At 67.6% G+C, this 14,660-nt stretch carries 18 protein-coding genes; 9 read left to right on the top strand and 9 right to left on the bottom strand.

The genetic code is table 11. The features are described from left to right. On the bottom strand, window positions 1-1,842 hold a 1,842-nt coding region (gene exaA / locus N5D30_RS12635; RefSeq protein WP_279909263.1), incomplete at its 3' end, for a quinoprotein ethanol dehydrogenase. Window positions 1,843-2,166: 324 nt separating this feature from the next. Between exaA and pedF the strand changes: the two genes are divergently transcribed. From pedF to N5D30_RS12615, 4 genes are read left to right on the top strand one after another with little or no spacing between them, the layout of a single operon-like run. Continuing rightward, on the top strand, window positions 2,167-2,592 hold the full coding sequence (gene pedF / locus N5D30_RS12630) for a cytochrome c-550 PedF (RefSeq protein ID WP_279906178.1): 426 nt from the start codon (window positions 2,167-2,169) through the stop codon (window positions 2,590-2,592). A 56-nt stretch (window positions 2,593-2,648) separates the two neighbouring features. Next, a complete protein-coding gene (locus tag N5D30_RS12625) occupies window positions 2,649-3,401 on the top strand; it encodes a quinoprotein dehydrogenase-associated SoxYZ-like carrier (protein WP_279909262.1) in 753 nt (250 codons plus the stop codon). A 28-nt stretch (window positions 3,402-3,429) separates the two neighbouring features. Further along, entirely contained in the window at window positions 3,430-3,762 is a 333-nt protein-coding gene (locus tag N5D30_RS12620) for an EthD family reductase (RefSeq protein ID WP_220812934.1), read from the top strand. A 2-nt stretch (window positions 3,763-3,764) separates the two neighbouring features. Then, window positions 3,765-4,697, top strand: coding sequence for a quinoprotein relay system zinc metallohydrolase 1 (locus tag N5D30_RS12615; RefSeq protein WP_279909261.1), 933 nt, complete (start codon window positions 3,765-3,767; stop codon window positions 4,695-4,697). 15 nt (window positions 4,698-4,712) lie between these two features. Here N5D30_RS12615 and N5D30_RS12610 read toward each other — a convergent pair whose 3' ends face one another. Continuing rightward, a complete protein-coding gene (locus tag N5D30_RS12610) occupies window positions 4,713-5,069 on the bottom strand; it encodes a hypothetical protein (protein ID WP_279909260.1) in 357 nt (118 codons plus the stop codon). A 166-nt stretch (window positions 5,070-5,235) separates the two neighbouring features. On the opposite strand from N5D30_RS12610, the gene hda reads away from it, so the two are divergent. Then, on the top strand, window positions 5,236-5,940 hold the full coding sequence (gene hda, locus N5D30_RS12605) for a DnaA regulatory inactivator Hda (protein ID WP_279909259.1): 705 nt from the start codon (window positions 5,236-5,238) through the stop codon (window positions 5,938-5,940). A gap of 97 nt (window positions 5,941-6,037) precedes the next feature. Here the strand turns inward: hda and N5D30_RS12600 are convergent, their stop codons facing one another. From N5D30_RS12600 to arsC, 3 genes are read right to left on the bottom strand one after another with little or no spacing between them, the layout of a single operon-like run. Then, window positions 6,038-6,448 carry a DUF2069 domain-containing protein gene (locus N5D30_RS12600; protein WP_220812929.1) on the bottom strand — a complete coding sequence of 137 codons (411 nt, stop codon included), beginning with the start codon at window positions 6,446-6,448 and terminating at the stop codon, window positions 6,038-6,040. Next, the gene (wrbA, locus tag N5D30_RS12595) at window positions 6,441-7,046 is read right to left on the bottom strand and encodes an NAD(P)H:quinone oxidoreductase (protein WP_279909258.1); all 606 of its coding nucleotides are present in this window, start codon (window positions 7,044-7,046) and stop codon (window positions 6,441-6,443) included. Before wrbA ends, N5D30_RS12600 begins: the two co-directional genes overlap by 8 nt. Further along, a complete protein-coding gene (gene arsC / locus N5D30_RS12590) occupies window positions 7,043-7,396 on the bottom strand; it encodes an arsenate reductase (glutaredoxin) (RefSeq protein WP_279909257.1) in 354 nt (117 codons plus the stop codon). Before arsC ends, wrbA begins: the two co-directional genes overlap by 4 nt. 215 nt (window positions 7,397-7,611) lie before the next feature. Between arsC and N5D30_RS12585 the strand changes: the two genes are divergently transcribed. Together N5D30_RS12585 and N5D30_RS12580 are read left to right on the top strand one after the other, a co-directional pair. After that, a complete protein-coding gene (locus N5D30_RS12585) occupies window positions 7,612-8,829 on the top strand; it encodes a YihY family inner membrane protein (protein ID WP_279905403.1) in 1,218 nt (405 codons plus the stop codon). 170 nt (window positions 8,830-8,999) lie between these two features. Beyond that, window positions 9,000-9,191: a hypothetical protein gene (locus N5D30_RS12580; protein WP_279905404.1), complete on the top strand. Its 192-nt coding sequence runs from the start codon at window positions 9,000-9,002 to the stop codon at window positions 9,189-9,191. Window positions 9,192-9,242: 51 nt separating this feature from the next. On the opposite strand, the gene N5D30_RS12575 is transcribed toward N5D30_RS12580, so the two are convergent. Next, window positions 9,243-9,635 (bottom strand): hypothetical protein, encoded by a 393-nt coding sequence (locus N5D30_RS12575; protein WP_220812924.1) that lies wholly within the window; start codon window positions 9,633-9,635, stop codon window positions 9,243-9,245. 122 nt (window positions 9,636-9,757) lie between these two features. Then, the gene (locus tag N5D30_RS12570) at window positions 9,758-11,167 is read right to left on the bottom strand and encodes a PilZ domain-containing protein (RefSeq protein ID WP_279909256.1); all 1,410 of its coding nucleotides are present in this window, start codon (window positions 11,165-11,167) and stop codon (window positions 9,758-9,760) included. Between the two features lie 30 nt (window positions 11,168-11,197). Here N5D30_RS12570 and N5D30_RS12565 point away from each other — a divergent pair, with 30 nt between their 5' ends. Both N5D30_RS12565 and N5D30_RS12560 read left to right on the top strand, forming a co-directional pair. Then, window positions 11,198-11,665: a TlpA disulfide reductase family protein gene (locus N5D30_RS12565; protein ID WP_279909255.1), complete on the top strand. Its 468-nt coding sequence runs from the start codon at window positions 11,198-11,200 to the stop codon at window positions 11,663-11,665. Between the two features lie 5 nt (window positions 11,666-11,670). Continuing rightward, window positions 11,671-11,943: an acylphosphatase gene (locus N5D30_RS12560; RefSeq protein WP_279909254.1), complete on the top strand. Its 273-nt coding sequence runs from the start codon at window positions 11,671-11,673 to the stop codon at window positions 11,941-11,943. Here N5D30_RS12560 and N5D30_RS12555 read toward each other — a convergent pair whose 3' ends face one another. Together N5D30_RS12555 and N5D30_RS12550 are read right to left on the bottom strand one after the other, a co-directional pair. Next, complete coding sequence (locus N5D30_RS12555) at window positions 11,944-12,894, bottom strand: hypothetical protein (protein ID WP_279909253.1); 951 nt, start codon at window positions 12,892-12,894, stop codon at window positions 11,944-11,946. Between the two features lie 19 nt (window positions 12,895-12,913). Beyond that, window positions 12,914-14,629 (bottom strand): proline--tRNA ligase, encoded by a 1,716-nt coding sequence (locus tag N5D30_RS12550; RefSeq protein ID WP_279909252.1) that lies wholly within the window; start codon window positions 14,627-14,629, stop codon window positions 12,914-12,916. Window positions 14,630-14,660: the final 31 nt, after the last annotated feature.

Genomic DNA, 14,660 nt, shown 5'->3' with positions numbered 1-14,660 from the left:
CGGCAGCTTGAACACCCAGAAGGAACCGCCCTGGGCGACCGGCTTGGTCAGGTCGGCCATGTCGCCGCCCCACAGCGGTACCGCGCCGCCGTAACCGGCGGTCACACCGATGTACTGCTCGCCGTCCTGTTCCCAGGTGATGGGCGGGGAGACGATGCCGGTGCCGACCTGGAACTTCCACAGCTCCTTGCCGTTCTTGGCGTCGAAGGCCTTGAAGTAGCCGTCGCCGGTGCCGGTGAACACCAGGTTGCCCTTGGTCGCCAGCACGCCGGCCCAAAGCGGCAGGCGCTCCTTGTGTTCCCAGACGACCTTGCCGGTGGTCGGGTTCATCGCGCGCAGGATGCCGACGTGGTCGTCATACAGGCGCTTGATGCGGAAGCCCATGCCCAGGTAGGCGGAGCCCTTCTTGTAGTGTGCCTCCTCGGCCCAGTAGTCCTCCTTCCAGTGGTTGGCGGGGACGTAGAACAGGCCGGTGTCCTGGCTGTAGGCCATCGGGTTCCAGTTCTTGCCGCCGAGGAACGGCGGGGAGACTTCCACTGCCTTGCCTTTCGATTGGCCCGGCTCCGGCTTCGGCGGACGCTGGCCCTCGTTCTCCACCGGGCGACCGGTCTTCAGGTCGATGTGGCTGGCCCAGGTGATCTTGTCGACGAAGGGGAAGGCGTTCTGCAGCTTGCCGTTGCTGCGGTCGACCACGTAGAAGAAGCCGTTGCGGTCGGCGTGGGCGGTGGCCTTGACGGTCTTGCCGTCCTTGCCCTTGTAGTCGAACAGCACCAGCTCGTTGTTGCCGGAGAAGTCCCAGGCGTCGTTCGGGGTGTGCTGGTAGAACCACTTCACTTCGCCGGTGGTCGGGTCGACGCCGACCTGGCCGGAGGTGTACAGGCTGTCGTAGTCGTGGGGGTTGCCGCCGTCGGAGGTGCGCGCCCAGCCGTTCCACGGGGCCGGGTTGCCGGCGCCGACGATGATGGTGTTGGTCTCGGCGTCGAAGCTGGCGCTCTGCCACGGGGCGCCGCCGCCCTGGCTCCAGGCTTCCTTCTTGCCGGTCGGCGAGTTGGGATCGTCCGGCCAGGAAGGGGCCTTCACGTCGCCGGTCGGGGTGCTGTCCTTGCCGTTCAGGCGGCCCATGTGGCCTTCCACGAACGGACGCATCCACACCTCTTCGCCGGTGTCCGGGTCGCGGGCGAACAGGCGGCCTACCACGCCGAACTCGTCGCCGGAGCTGCCGTGGATCAGCAGGACCTTGCCGCTCTTGCCGTCCTTCACGATGGTCGGCGCGCCGGTCATGGTGTAGCCGGCCGAGTGGTCGGCGAACTTCTTCTTCCAGACGACCTTGCCGGTGTCCTTGTTCAGCGCCACGACGGAGGCGTCGAGGGTGCCGAAGTAGATCTTGTCGCCGTAGATGGCGGCGCCGCGGTTGACCACGTCGCAGCACGGGCGGATGTCGTCCGGCAGGCGGTGGTTGTAGGTCCACAGGCGCTTGCCGGTCTTGGCGTCGAGGGCGAACACGCGGGAATAGGAACCGGTCACGTAGATCACGCCGTCGTTGACGATGGCCTGGGACTCCTGGCCGCGCTGCTTCTCGTCGCCGAAGGAGAAGGACCAGGCCGGGGTCAGCTTGAACACGTTCTGGTCGTTGACCTGGGCCAGCGGGCTCCAGCGCTGGGCATTGGTGCCGAGGCCGTACTGCAGCACGTCGCCGGTGGTGGTGTGGTCGTTGGCGATGTCGTCCCAGCTCACCGACTTGGCGAAGACGCTGCCGGACGAGACCAGCGCGAAGCCCAGGATCAGGCTCTGCACGGTGCGCGCCAGCGGGGTGGCAGTGCTGGGGGGAGTTGTTCTTGTCATGTTTGCGGTTCCCATTGGTTGATGAACACGGGGCCTTCCGGAGGTGTGGCTGACCCGGCGACCCGGTGCGATCGATAGTGGGAGCGGCCCGGAACGGGCGATACGGAAAAAGTCCCGCCGATCACGGGAAAAATTCCCGAACCGGCCATGACTTCGCACTGCTGCGAACGGCTGCCGCCTGGCGTACCGGAGGGTTACTACCAAGGGCGTAGATGGCGGCCACCAAAGCAGCATACTGGCGCTGCCGACGGCCTTTCTAAGATGCGGTCAACGCGCTGACCACAAGCGCTCGCCTTGCCCAGCATCTCGATGAGGATGGTCGTCATGAACAACAACAACCTGCTCCGTGGCCTGCTTTTCTGCATCGGCCTCGGCGCTTGCGCATTCGCCATGGCCCACGGTGACGTGGTGCCGCAGAACGTCAACACCGACGGACTGGAACCACTGGGCAAGGAATGGCTCGACGAGAACCCCTATCGCGAGAACCCCAAGGCGATCGAGATCGGCTCCTCGGCCTACAACCAGAACTGCGCGGCCTGCCACGGCCTGGAAGCCAAGTCCGGCGGCATCGCCCCCGACCTGCGTTACCTCGAACTGGGCATCACCGGCGACGAGTGGTTCAAGGAGCGGGTGATCAACGGCGCCGTGCGCGACGGTCGTGTGTACATGCCGAAGATGGCCAACTTCCTCAGCCAGGAAGCGCTGTGGGCGATCCGCTCCTACCTGGAAAGCGTCCACGTCGAACAGTAGGCCGTGGACGGCGGCGCGGGGTTCGCGCCGCCACCGGCTGCCGAGGAGAACGTGCCATGTCCCGCGTGCTGTGCCTGCTGTCCCTGCTGCTGGTCGGCCTGCACGCGCTGGCGGCTGAGGAGGTCGACCCGCTGCATTCGCCGATGTGGGAATTCCACCGCCAGCGCCTGCTCGGCGCCGCTCCGGTGCGCTTCGACGAGCGCGTGAGGGTGCAGGCGCCGCCCTTCGCCGAGGACTCGCGCCAGGTGCCGATCGAGATCGACGCACGCGCCCTGGAGCGCCCGGTGCAGCGCATGCTCGCCTGGGCCGAGCTGAACCCGATTCCCCATATCTTCACCCTGCACACGGAGTCGGAGCGCCTGCTGCCGTTCCTCGCGGTGCGCATCCGCGTCGAACAGGCCACCCTGATCCGCGCGGCGGTGCAGACCGAGGATGGCGTCTGGCACGTCGGCTCGACCCACGTCGAGGCCGCCGGCGGTGGCTGCACGGCGCCCAGCGTGGTGCGCGCGCAGCCCGGCTGGGAGCAGCGCCTGGGGCAGGTCCTCGGCGGCCGCTACCCACAGGGCGATTTCGACCGCCTGCGCCTCTCCGTATCGCACCCGATGGACAACGGCCTGGTCGGCGGCATCCCCGAGTTCTATCTGGAGAGCGCCGAGCTGCGCGATCCCGAAGGCCAGCGCCTGGCCCTGCTCGAACTGTTCCCGGCAGTGAGCGAGAACCCGACCCTGGGCTTCGAACTGCGCGGCGGCGGCAAGGCCGAGCTGCTACTGCGCGACAACAATGGCAACGAGTTCGAGGCCGAACTCTGAGCCCGTCCCATTCCTGTGGAGAACTTTCATGATCAGAGTCAGCGTGCTCTACCCCAACCGCCCCGGCGTGCGTTTCGACCTGGGCTACTACGGCGGCGCGCACATGGCGCTGGTGCGCGAATGCCTGGGCGAGGCCTGCCTGGGCATCGCCGTGGACCAGGGCGTCTCCGGCGCCGCGCCCGGCAGCCCCGCGCCGTTCGTGGCGGTGGGCCATCTGTTCTTCGCCAGCCTGGAGGCCTTCCAGCAGAGCTTCGCGCCCCACGCGGCGAGGATCATGGGCGACCTGCCCAACTTCACCGATGCCGAGCCTCTGGTGCAGATCAGTGAAGTGCGCGAGCGCGCCGCCGGGGTGGAGGGCTAGGCATGCGTGGCCTGTTGCTGCTGCTCGCGCTGCTCTGCGCCGGCGCCGCGCAGGCGGCCTACGACTATCGCCTGCTGCCCCGGCAGATCGCCGCCGACACCTGGCTGCTGGAAGGCAGCACGGAGAACTTCGCCGAAGGCAATGGCGGCAACATCGTCAACACCGCCTTCATCGTCACCGACGAAGGCGTGCTGGTCATCGACAGCGGCCCCTCCCGGCGCTACGGCGAGGCCATGCGTGCCGCCATCGCCAGCGTCACCGACAAGCCGGTGGCGCGAGTGCTGCTGACCCACCATCACCCGGACCACGTGCTCGGCAACCAGGCCTTCGCCGATGTGCCCATCGCCGCCCTGGCCGGCACCACCGAACTGCTGCGCGAGCAGGGCGATGCCATGGCGGAGAACATGTATCGCCTGGTCGGCGACTGGATGCGCGGCACCGAAGTGGTGCTGCCGAGCGAAACGCTCGAAGCAGGCGTGCGCGATATCGGCGGCCATCGCCTGCGTCTGCTCGCGCTGAGCGGACACACCGGCGCCGACCTGGCGATCCTCGACGAGACCACCGGCGTGCTGTTCGCCGGCGACCTGGTGTTCTACCAGCGCGCGCTGACCACGCCGAACAGCCCGGGGCTGGACGTGTGGCTGGCCGACCTGGAGACCCTGCAGGAACTGCCGTGGAAACTGCTCGTCCCCGGCCATGGTCCGCTCGCCACCGACCCCGCACCTTTCGCCCAGATGCGCGACTACCTGGGCTGGCTCGACGGCCTGCTGCGCGACGCGGCCAGCCGCGGCGAGGACATGAACGAAGTGATCCGGGCGCCGATCCCCGAGCGCTTCGCCGGCATCAGCCTGAGCCGCTACGAACTGATCCGTAGCGTCAGCCACCTCTATCCACGCTACGAGCAGGAACAGCTGAGGCGGGTGGATCGGCGTTGAGTTCTGGCGGCGAACCTAGCAGACGCTGGCGTTGACCGGCTTGCCCTGCAGCAGGTCTATCCCGAGGTAGCAGAGGTAGCCGTTCTGCAGGCTGTACTGGCAGACGACCGAGCCATCGCCCCTGGCGCGGAAGCGGCTCCCGTCCTCTGCACCGCACTGATCCTCCCGATCGGGGCCGATCCGCTGGAAGATCTCCTCGGCCGCCTCGCCCGTTATCGCCAGCGACAACTTGGCATCGTCCTGACCGGCCGGCATCGGATCGCCGATCGAGCCTGAATAGAGCCGGTACTGGGCCTCTATCGGCTTGTATTCTTGGGCATTCGTGGCGAAGGGAAGGGCGAGCAGCAGAAGAAGCATGGTGGCGCGAGTCATTTCAGATCCTTGATAGGGACAGGTCCGATCACTGGACAATGCCGGATCATAGGCCGTGCACGGGCTCGCTCTCCAGCCGGAGACAACTTTACCCATCAATGACTTGGCACGAGGAAGGCTATAAACTTGCCGCCCTTCACGAAGAACCTTCCCTGCCGTCCTGCGCATGAAACCTGTCCAGCTGCCCCTTGGCGTGCGTCTGCGTGACGATGCCACCTTCGCCAACTACTACCCCGGCGCCAACGCGGCGGCCCTGGGCTATGTCGAGCGGTTGTGCGAGGCCGATGCGGGCTGGACGGAGAGCCTGATCTACCTCTGGGGCGGCGAAGGCGTGGGGCGCAGCCATCTGCTGCAGGCCGCCTGCCTGCGTTTCGAGCAGCGCGGCGAGCAGGCCGTCTACTTGCCGCTGGCCGAGGTGGCGGACTACGGCCCCGAGTTGCTGGACGGCCTGGACCAGGCCGAGCTGGTCTGCCTGGACGATCTCGATGCCGTGGCCGGTCGTGCGGACTGGGAAGAGGCGCTGTTCCATCTGTTCAACCGCCTGCGTGACTCGGGTCGCCGCCTGCTGCTGGCGGCCACCGCGTCGCCCCGCGAACTGCCCGTGGCATTGCCCGATCTGCAGTCGCGGCTGACCCTGGCGCTGGTGTTCCAGCTCCACGCGCTGTCCGACGAGGACAAGCTGCGCGCCCTGCAGCTGCGCGCCTCGCGCCGTGGCCTGCACCTGACCGACGAGGTCGGCCGCTTCATCCTCACCCGGGGCGAGCGCAGCATGAGCGCGCTGTTCGAGCTGCTCGAACGCCTCGACCAGGCCTCGCTGCAGGCCCAGCGCAAGCTGACCATTCCCTTCCTCAAGGAAACCCAGGGCTGGTAGTCGCTCCACCGTAGGGTGCGCTGTGCGCACCGAGTGGATAGGTGCCCGGTATTTCGGTACGCACGGCGCACCCTACCGGCGAGACGTATGAAGTCGGTCAGCTTTCGCCTGCCAGCCTGCGGTCGTGCTGGAACTTCCAGCGCACGTAGAGCAGCGCGCTGCAGAACAGGCCCAGGCTGATCACCGTTTCCAGGGCGCCGAACAGGGCACGGGCTGGGTCGATGGCGGCCAGCACGCCCTGGATGAAGTAGATGTTCACCACGAAGCAGGCCCAGGCGTGGGCGCGGGCGTTGCCCAGCAGCAGGCCGGGGGCGAGCAGCAGCAACGGGACCAGCTGGATGCACAGCACCACCCAGGTGCGCGCGCCGTGCAGGTCGGCGAAAGCGAGGTTCCACACCAGCAGCAGGAGCAGCAGGGCGGCGAAGCTGAACAGGCTCAGGGTGCGGCTGAGTTTCAGGCGCGGGGCCAGCCATTCCAGGCTGGGCAGGGGCTTGGGCGTTCTAGCCACGGGCGGTCTCCAGTTTCGCGGCGGTCTGCGCCAGGCGCTGGCCGAGGGCCCGGCACAGAGCGATTTCGTGTTCGTCCAGGTTGCGCTTGCCATCGGCGCCGGCGTGGTGGCTGGGGCCGTAGGGCGTGCCGCCACCACGGGTGTCGAGCAGCGCGCCCTCGCTGTAGGGCAGGCCGCAGAGCAGCATGCCGTGGTGCAGCAGCGGCAGCATCATCGACAGCAGGGTGCTTTCCTGGCCGCCGTGCAGGCTGGAGGTGGAGGTGAATACGCCGGCGGGCTTGCCGACCAGTTCGCCGGTCAGCCACAGGCTGCTGGTGCCGTCCAGGAAATACTTCAGCGGCGCGGCCATGTTGCCGAAGCGGGTCGGGCTGCCGAGGGCGAGGCCGGCGCAGTGGCGCAGGTCGTCCTGGCTGACGTACGGAGCACCTTCCACCGGGATGTCAGGGGCCACGGCCTCGCATTCGGTGGAGACCGCTGGCACCGTGCGCAGGCGCGCCTCCAGGCCGCCCAGTTCGACGCCGCGCGCGATCTGCCTGGCCATCTCGGCGGTAGCGCCGTGGCGGCTGTAGTAGAGCACCAGGATGTAGGATGGGCTCATGCCAGCAGCTCCAGGACCTTCTCGGGCGGACGGCCGATCACGGCGCGGTCGCCAGCCACCAGGATGGGACGCTCGATCAGCTTGGGATGCTCGACCATGGCGGCGATCAGCTGTTCGTCGCTCAGGCCGGCGTCGGCCAGGCCGAGCGCCTTGTATTCGTCCTCGCCGGTGCGCAGCAGCGCTCTCGCACCGATGCCCAGCTTGGCCAGCAGCGCGCGCAGTTCGGCGGCGCTGAGCGGAGTTTCCAGGTAGCGCACCACGTTCGGCGCCAGGCCGCGGGCTTCGAGCAGCTCCAGCGCGCCGCGGGACTTGGAACAGCGCGGGTTGTGGTAGAGGGTCAGGTTGGTCATGGCGGTGCCCATTGGCGAATGAGGGCGCTATTCTAGCCGCGTCGGGTACGAAAACAGACTAAGAGCCTTTTTACGATCTGCTGCGCGTCGGCCATGCGTCGTTAAAAACAGGCTCGGAATGCTCATTTACTACTTGTAAACTCCGCTTCCTCGCCGGTTTTTGCCTAGCCTGGCTCTAGCTCGCGAGGTCCTAAACAGGCTCTAAGGAGTGGGGCATGCGGCAACGGCTGGATGATGTGGTGGAGTTCTGGCGCTTTCTGTTCCAGCGGTTCCTCGCCGACCGGGCTATCAACAATGCCGCCGCGCTGACCTACACCACGCTGTTCGCGGTGGTGCCGGTGATGACCGTCACCTTCGCCATGCTCTCCGCCGTGCCGGCCTTCCAGGACACCGGCGAGCAGATCCAGAGCTTCATCTTCCACAACTTCGTGCCGTCGTCCGGCGAGACGGTGCAGCAGTACCTGCGCGAATTCACCACCCAGGCGCGGCACCTGACCTGGGCCGGCGTGGCGCTGCTGGCGGTGACCGCCTTCTTCATGCTGGTGACCATCGAGAAGACCTTCAACGCGATCTGGCGGGTGCGCCAGCCGCGGCGCGGCATCTCCAGCTTCCTGCTGTACTGGGCGATCCTCAGCCTCGGGCCGCTGCTGCTGGGCGCCGGTTTCGCCGTGACCACCTACATCGCCTCGCTGTCCCTGCTGACCGGACCGGATGCGCTGATCGGCGCGCGCACGCTGCTGCGCTTTGCCCCGCTGCTGTTCAGCACCGCGGCCTTCACCCTGATCTACTCGGCGGTACCCAATGCCCGGGTGCCGCTGCGCCATGCCCTCATCGGCGGGCTGTTCACCTCGGTGCTGGTGGAGATTGCCAAGAAGCTGTTCGGCCTGTTCGTCAGCTTCTTCCCCGGCTACCAGCTGATCTACGGCGCCTTCGCCACGGTGCCGCTGTTCCTGCTGTGGGTATACCTGTCCTGGCTGATCGTGCTGCTCGGCGCGGAACTGGTGTGCAACCTGTCGTCGTCGCGCCACTGGCGGCGCCAGGCACTGCCGCGCCTGCTGGTGGCGATCGGCGTGCTGCGGGTGTTCCACGACCGCCAGCAGCGGGGCCGACCGGTCCGCCATCTCGACGTGCAGAGGGCGGGCTGGCTGCTGCCGCAGGACGAGTGGCAGGAGGTGCTGGATTTCCTCGAACGGGAGCATCTGATCTGCCGCGCCAGCGGTGGCGGCTGGGTGCTGTGCCGCGATCTCGAGAACTACAGCCTGCATCGCCTGCTCAGCCACAGCCCCTGGCCGGCGCCACGGCCCAACCAGTTGCCGGAAAAGCTGGACGAGGCGTGGTACCCCGGCCTGCGCGCCGCGCTGGAGAAGCAGCACGAGGATCAGGCGGCACTGTTCGGCGCCAGCCTGGCCCATTGGCTGCGGGCCGGTTCGTGACGGAGTGACGAAAAAGGTCAGTTTAGGGCGAGGTACAGCGCGCCACAGGCTGTCGCCCGGCCTTTGAAGCACGGCAGTGGTAGTCCAACCGGGCTGGCACGCTTCTGGCAAATACCCGCCCGAATGCTGGCAGACTGCTAGCGAGCGCAGGGTTCGGGGATGTCGGGCGAATGAGCAGTAGCAAGAACAAGGTGGTGCCGTTGCAGTCCCGGGATTCCGACGAGGCGCTGGAGCGGCTCAATCGCATCACCGGCCTGCGCTTCGCCCGCTGGCCAGAATCGCTGGCGGCGCTGGCCCGCCAGGCGGCCGAAGAGGCCGAGCCGACGAAGCCCGATTCGGTGGTGCGCTTCGGCGTTTTCTGAACCCTGAAAAACAAAACCCCGCCGAAGCGGGGCAGGCAATGGCCGGGAGAGTCAGGCCATCGCCTGGCGGGAGGCGCTGTCCAGCATCTCCACGGCTTGCACGAACAGTTCCTCGACGATCAGCGTCTGCGCCGGCACCGCCGAGCGCAGGCGCACCTGCATGTCCTCGATCCTGACCTTCATCGGCAGGCGGGCGACGCCGGAGAGCATCACCTTGCTGTGGCCGTTGACCTTGCCATGGTCCACCGCCACCTCGCGCACCTGATTGCCGTCGCGGTAGCGCACCATGAGCGATACCGGCAGGTTGGCCAGGCCCGGCAGGTGCAGCCAGACGGCCACGTTGAATTCGCCGACCCGGCCCTCGTAGGGCGTCACGCTCAGGCGCGCGCTGTTGACGATGCTGGCAGGGACTGGGCCGATCAGCTTGTCGTTGGCTTGGGTCATCGGGGGCTCCGGCAGAACTCGTTGGTATAGGAATGGGGGCGATTATAGGAAACGGCCGGTGACGAAACTGTGCACTGAGGCTTCGCCGGCTGAGACTTCCGTCGCAGAACCTGGCTGAATGTTCAAGCCAGGCGCAGGGGGTGGCGGACCACGATGGGCGTGTCGAGGTTGGCCGCTGGCAGGGGCAGCACGGCCTGGTTGTTGGCGTTGGCCAACTGCAGCCAGACGTTCTCGCCCTCGACGAACTGCCCGCAGGGCAGCCACAGGCCGTGGTGCCAGCCGGAGCCCGGTTCCGGGGTGCTCTGCAGCACGCCTGGGTGGGTCTGGGCGCTGGGTGCCCGTCTCAGCCAGACGGCGCGCGGCAGCCCCTTGAGGTAGCGCAGGCCCAGGTGCAGGCCTTCCTGATTGATGTGGCGCCAGCGCACCAGCGCCAGGGTCGGGGTGCCGCTGCGGGGCAGCACCAGCGCCAACTGGCCGACCGGCAGCTGCGCCGCCAGGTCGGCCTGGCAGACGACGCGCGCACCCCCGGCGCTGGCGTCGAGCATCTGCGCGGCGCAACTGGCCGGGCGTTTCTCCAGCAACTGGGCATGGATGGCTTGCAGGCCGATCACCAGGCTGCAGTCGGCGCTGAAGTCGGCACGCGGGTGCCGGCGCTGCTGGCGGCCGAGCCAGTTCTGCCTAACCCGCTCCAGCAGCTCGCGCTCGCGCGGGCTCTGCAGCGGCGCCGGCTCGTCCACGGCGACCAGCAGCGCACCCAGCTCCAGGCGGCGCAGATGCTCGGTCGAGCCGTCAATCCGGGTGTCATAGGGCAGGCAGGGCTGGGCCTGGCTCAGGTCGATCAGCGGCCCGTCGCTTTCCTCGTCCTCGTCCCAGGGCATCAGCCGGACGAGGGGCGCCAGCGGCGTGAGTGCGCCGAACAGCAGGGCGCATTCGCCTTCGGCGAGATGGAAGGGGTTGCTCAGCGCGAGCATCAGCATCTGCTGGTAGAGGCCGCGCAGCGATCCGGCTGGGGTGGGCTGGAAGGGGGCGGCGACGTGTTCGTCCAGGCAGTCCTGGTGCTCGCCGATCCAGTACAGCAGGTGGCTGTCGCTCCACAGCGAGGCGGGCGGCTCCTGGTAGCGCTGGTAGTGGCGCAGCAGGCTCTGGGCGAGGAAGTGCTGGGCCATGTACAGGCACCAGGCGAGGTGGGGCCTTGAGGGCTGGCGGCCCTGGAGTATCTGCAGCAGCAGGCGCTTGAAGCCGGCGGCCAGTTCCTCGCACAGCCCCAGGAAGGCCTGGGACGGCAGCGGGCCATCGCCCATGGCCGCGCAGTAGTGGCGGTATTCCTCGCAGAAGCTTTGCAGGGCGCGCTGCCTTTCCAGTAAGGTCATGGCGCTGCGATTGAGCCGGAATAGCAGTCCGACGACCTGCTGCAGGCCTTCTGCGCGGGGCTGCAGGCGCGCGTCGGCGAGTTCGGCATTGAGTTCGCCGAGCCGGGTGACGTGCTCTTCGAGAATGTCCGGCACTTCCAGGCGCAGTGCATCCAGCGTCATATCAATCCCGCGTGCACGAGGAGCGAATGCATGGGAAGGCCACTCCAGATGGTGATAGGTGTCGTTGCCGGGCTTCTGCTGGCCGGCTGCGCCGATGACTGGGGCGTCGATCAGCATGGACGAAAGGTAACGGCTGGACAACTGGAAGGCCAGTGGTTGGTGATCAATTACTGGGCGGAGTGGTGCAAGCCCTGCAGGACCGAGATCCCCGAGCTGAACCGGCTGGAGCAGGAGTTGCGCGACAAAGGCGCGCAGGTCCTCGGGGTGAACTTCGACACGTTGCAGGGCGAGGCCCTGGCCAAGGCCGCCGAGGCCTTCGATATCCGTTTCACCGTGCTGGCGCAGGACCCTGCCGAGCGCCTCGAACTGCCGCGCAACGACGTGTTGCCGGTCACCTACATCATCGGCGCCGACGGCCGCCTGCGCGAGCGGCTGGTCGGCGAACAGACGGCGGCCGGGCTGCGGGCCCGGCTCGATCACTGGCAAAGTAAGGAGTGAGGCGCATGACCATCTGTCTGCATGGATTCGTCGGCGGCAAGGTGCAGGGTGTGAGCTTCCGCCAGCGCACTCTGGAAGAGGCCGAGCGCCTCGACCTGAACGGCTGGGTGCGCAACCTCGCCGATGGCCGGGTCGAGGTGCTGTTCGAAGGGGAAGAGCCCGCAGTGCGCGAGCTGGAGGCCTGGTTGGGCCAGGGGCCGGAGAGTGCGCGGGTCGATGCCCTGGAACTGGAGCAGCAGCCGGTGCAGGGCGTCACCGGCTTCGTCATCCGCCGCTGATCAATCCTCGCCCGGGTCGGCCGCCAGGCGGCCGGCGTCCTTCATCAGGGCCTTGAGGAATTCCTGCTGCAGTTCCGGGTCGTTGCGGGTCAGCTCGATCAGGCTCTGTTCCAGCTCGCTGGCTTCCTCCTCCAGGCCCAGGTCCGACAGGCGCTTGACCCGGTGCACCCACTGGCTGACTTCGTCGTCCTCGAGGTCGTCGTAGATCAGCGCGTGGGCTTCGCGCAGCTTGCCGCGCAGGTCCCGGCTGACCAGCAGGGTGGCGTCGGCACGGGCGCTGTCCTGCGGGTCTTCCACGCTCAGCACCAGGGTGCCGACGGTGCTCGCGTCGTGCTCTGCGAAGGGGCCGTCGAGCAGGTTCAGGCGCAGCACGCCCTGGCGGTCGGTGGTCAGTTCGTGGGTGTCCCGGCCGGCCTTGACCTGCACCGGGCGCTCGGCCCAGGGCAGGCTGGAGTACTCGGTGCGGCGGTCGAGCTGGACCTCCTCGATCTTCGCCAGGTTCTGCTCGGCGCGGCCATTGGACTCGACGTTCATCGCCGGGTTGACGCCGGCGAAACCGTAGCTGATCCAGTCCTTGGTGACGCTGTCCGGCAGGCGGCCGAGCATCACCACGTTGAGCACGTTGGCGCCGACGCCGGCGACGATCGCCACCGCCCCCAGCGGCACTTCATACAACTCGCGCCACGGCTGGTAGGGGGTGTAGCGGTCGTAGCGGCGGGTGACCTCGAACTCGGTGACCTCGAAGGTCTTCTGTTCGTGGATGCGCACCCGGCGCTGCGGCAGTTCCAGCACCCTCGGCTCGCCCGTGTCGATCTGCAGGCTGTGGTCGAGCAGGCGGCGCTCGAAGCGTTCCTCGTGCTCGCTGCGCTGCGGCAGGTGGTTGGCGCAGCCGACCAGAAAGAGGGCGCCGAGCAGGGCGGCGCCGGGGCTAAGGGTATGACGCTGGAACATGCGGGCTTCTTGGTCGGACTCAGCGGGGAATGCGCTCGGCGAGGAACGCCGGCAGGTCGGCGGCGGCCACCTGCTGGTTGTCGCTCTCGCGGCGGTTCTTGTACTCGAAGGTGCCTTCGGTCAGGCCGCGCTCGCTGACCACGATGCGGTGCGGGATGCCGATCAGTTCCATGTCGGCGAACTTCACGCCGGGGCTGGTCTTCTTGTCGCGGTCGTCCAGCAGCACTTCGTAGCCGGCGGCGGTCAGCTCGGCGTAGAGCTTGTCGGTGGCCTCGCGCACGCTCTCGTTCTCGTACTTCATCGGCACGATGGCGATCTGGAAGGGCGCCAGGGCGTCGGTCCAGAGGATGCCGCGCTCGTCGTAGTTCTGCTCGATGGCCGCAGCCACCACGCGGGACACGCCGATGCCGTAGCAGCCCATGGTCAGGGTCACCGGCTTGCCGCTCTCGCCCAGCACCTTGCAGCCCAGGGCCTCGCTGTACTTGGTGCCGAGCTGGAAAATGTGGCCGACTTCGATGCCGCGCTTGATCACCAGGGTGCCCTTGCCGTCCGGGCTGGGGTCGCCGGCGACCACGTTGCGCAGGTCGGCCACCGCCGGCAGCGGCAGGTCGCGCTCCCAGTTGAGGCCGAAGTAGTGCTTGTCGTCGACGTTGGCGCCGGCGCCGAAGTCGCTCATCAGCGCCACCGAGCGGTCGATGATGCAGGGGATCGGCAGGTTCAGCGGGCCGAGGGAACCGGGGCCGGCACCGATGGCGGCGCGGATCTCGGCCTCGGAGGCGAACACCAGCGGGCTGGCGACCAGTTCGTGGTTGGCGGCCTTGATCTCGTTCAGCTCGTGGTCGCCGCGCACGATCAGGGCGATCAGCTTGCCTTCCTCGGCGGCGTGCACCACCAGGGTCTTGATGGTCTTTTCGATGGCCAGGCCGAACTGGGCGACCAGTTCGTCGATGGTCTTGGCATCCGGCGTGTCGATCAGGCGCAGTTCCTCGGTGGCGGCGCCGCGCTCTTTCTCGCGCGGCACGGCCTCGGCCTTCTCGATGTTGGCGGCGTAGTCGGAGGTGTCGCTGAAGGCGATGTCGTCCTCGCCGGATTCGGCCAGCACGTGGAATTCGTGGGAGCCGGTGCCGCCGATGGAGCCGGTGTCGGCCTGTACCGGGCGGAACTTCAGGCCCAGGCGGCTGAACACGTTGCAGTAGGCCTGGTGCATGCGGTCATAGGTTTCCTGCAGCGAGGCCTGGTCCAGGTGGAAGGAGTAGGCATCCTTCATGATGAACTCGCGGCCGCGCATCAGACCGAAGCGCGGACGGATCTCGTCGCGGAACTTGGTCTGGACCTGGTACAGGTTGATCGGCAGCTGCTTGTAGCTGTTCAGCTCGTTGCGCGCCAGGTCGGTGATGACTTCCTCGTGGGTCGGGCCGACGCAGAAGTCGCGACCATGACGGTCCTTGATGCGCAGCAGCTCGGGGCCGTACTGCTCCCAGCGACCGGACTCCTGCCACAGCTCGGCCGGCTGGATGGCGGGCATCAGTACCTCCAGGGCGCCGGCGGCGTTCATCTCTTCGCGCACGATGGCTTCGGCCTTGCGCAGCACGCGCAGCCCCAGCGGCAGCCAGGTGTACAGACCGGAGGCCAGCTTGCGGGTCATGCCGGCGCGCAGCATCAGCTGGTGGCTGATCACCACGGCGTCGGCGGGAGTTTCCTTGAGGGTCGAGAGCAGGTACTGACTGGTACGCATGTTTGGCCGTTATGTCGGTTGCGAGGGCAAA

The sequence above is a fragment of the Pseudomonas sp. GD03875 genome (genome assembly GCF_029840585.1).
Classification (GTDB): domain Bacteria; phylum Pseudomonadota; class Gammaproteobacteria; order Pseudomonadales; family Pseudomonadaceae; genus Aquipseudomonas; species Aquipseudomonas paralcaligenes.
The sequence above is the reverse complement of the archived record's forward strand: the minus strand, read 5'-3'. Positions and strand labels throughout refer to the sequence as shown.

Excerpts from the sequence above, each read along its gene's own strand:
- pedF (WP_279906178.1), top strand. The coding sequence starts at position 2,167 with ATGAACAACAACAACCTGCTCCGTGGCCTGCTTTTCTGCATCGGCCTC.
- N5D30_RS12625 (WP_279909262.1), top strand. The coding sequence starts at position 2,649 with ATGTCCCGCGTGCTGTGCCTGCTGTCCCTGCTGCTGGTCGGCCTGCAC.
- N5D30_RS12620 (WP_220812934.1), top strand. The coding sequence starts at position 3,430 with ATGATCAGAGTCAGCGTGCTCTACCCCAACCGCCCCGGCGTGCGTTTC.
- N5D30_RS12615 (WP_279909261.1), top strand. The coding sequence starts at position 3,765 with ATGCGTGGCCTGTTGCTGCTGCTCGCGCTGCTCTGCGCCGGCGCCGCG.
- N5D30_RS12610 (WP_279909260.1), bottom strand. The coding sequence starts at position 5,069 with ATGACTCGCGCCACCATGCTTCTTCTGCTGCTCGCCCTTCCCTTCGCC.
- hda (WP_279909259.1), top strand. The coding sequence starts at position 5,236 with ATGAAACCTGTCCAGCTGCCCCTTGGCGTGCGTCTGCGTGACGATGCC.
- wrbA (WP_279909258.1), bottom strand. The coding sequence starts at position 7,046 with ATGAGCCCATCCTACATCCTGGTGCTCTACTACAGCCGCCACGGCGCT.
- arsC (WP_279909257.1), bottom strand. The coding sequence starts at position 7,396 with ATGACCAACCTGACCCTCTACCACAACCCGCGCTGTTCCAAGTCCCGC.
- N5D30_RS12585 (WP_279905403.1), top strand. The coding sequence starts at position 7,612 with ATGCGGCAACGGCTGGATGATGTGGTGGAGTTCTGGCGCTTTCTGTTC.
- N5D30_RS12580 (WP_279905404.1), top strand. The coding sequence starts at position 9,000 with ATGAGCAGTAGCAAGAACAAGGTGGTGCCGTTGCAGTCCCGGGATTCC.
- N5D30_RS12575 (WP_220812924.1), bottom strand. The coding sequence starts at position 9,635 with ATGACCCAAGCCAACGACAAGCTGATCGGCCCAGTCCCTGCCAGCATC.
- N5D30_RS12570 (WP_279909256.1), bottom strand. The coding sequence starts at position 11,167 with ATGACGCTGGATGCACTGCGCCTGGAAGTGCCGGACATTCTCGAAGAG.
- N5D30_RS12565 (WP_279909255.1), top strand. The coding sequence starts at position 11,198 with ATGGGAAGGCCACTCCAGATGGTGATAGGTGTCGTTGCCGGGCTTCTG.
- N5D30_RS12560 (WP_279909254.1), top strand. The coding sequence starts at position 11,671 with ATGACCATCTGTCTGCATGGATTCGTCGGCGGCAAGGTGCAGGGTGTG.
- N5D30_RS12555 (WP_279909253.1), bottom strand. The coding sequence starts at position 12,894 with ATGTTCCAGCGTCATACCCTTAGCCCCGGCGCCGCCCTGCTCGGCGCC.
- N5D30_RS12550 (WP_279909252.1), bottom strand. The coding sequence starts at position 14,629 with ATGCGTACCAGTCAGTACCTGCTCTCGACCCTCAAGGAAACTCCCGCC.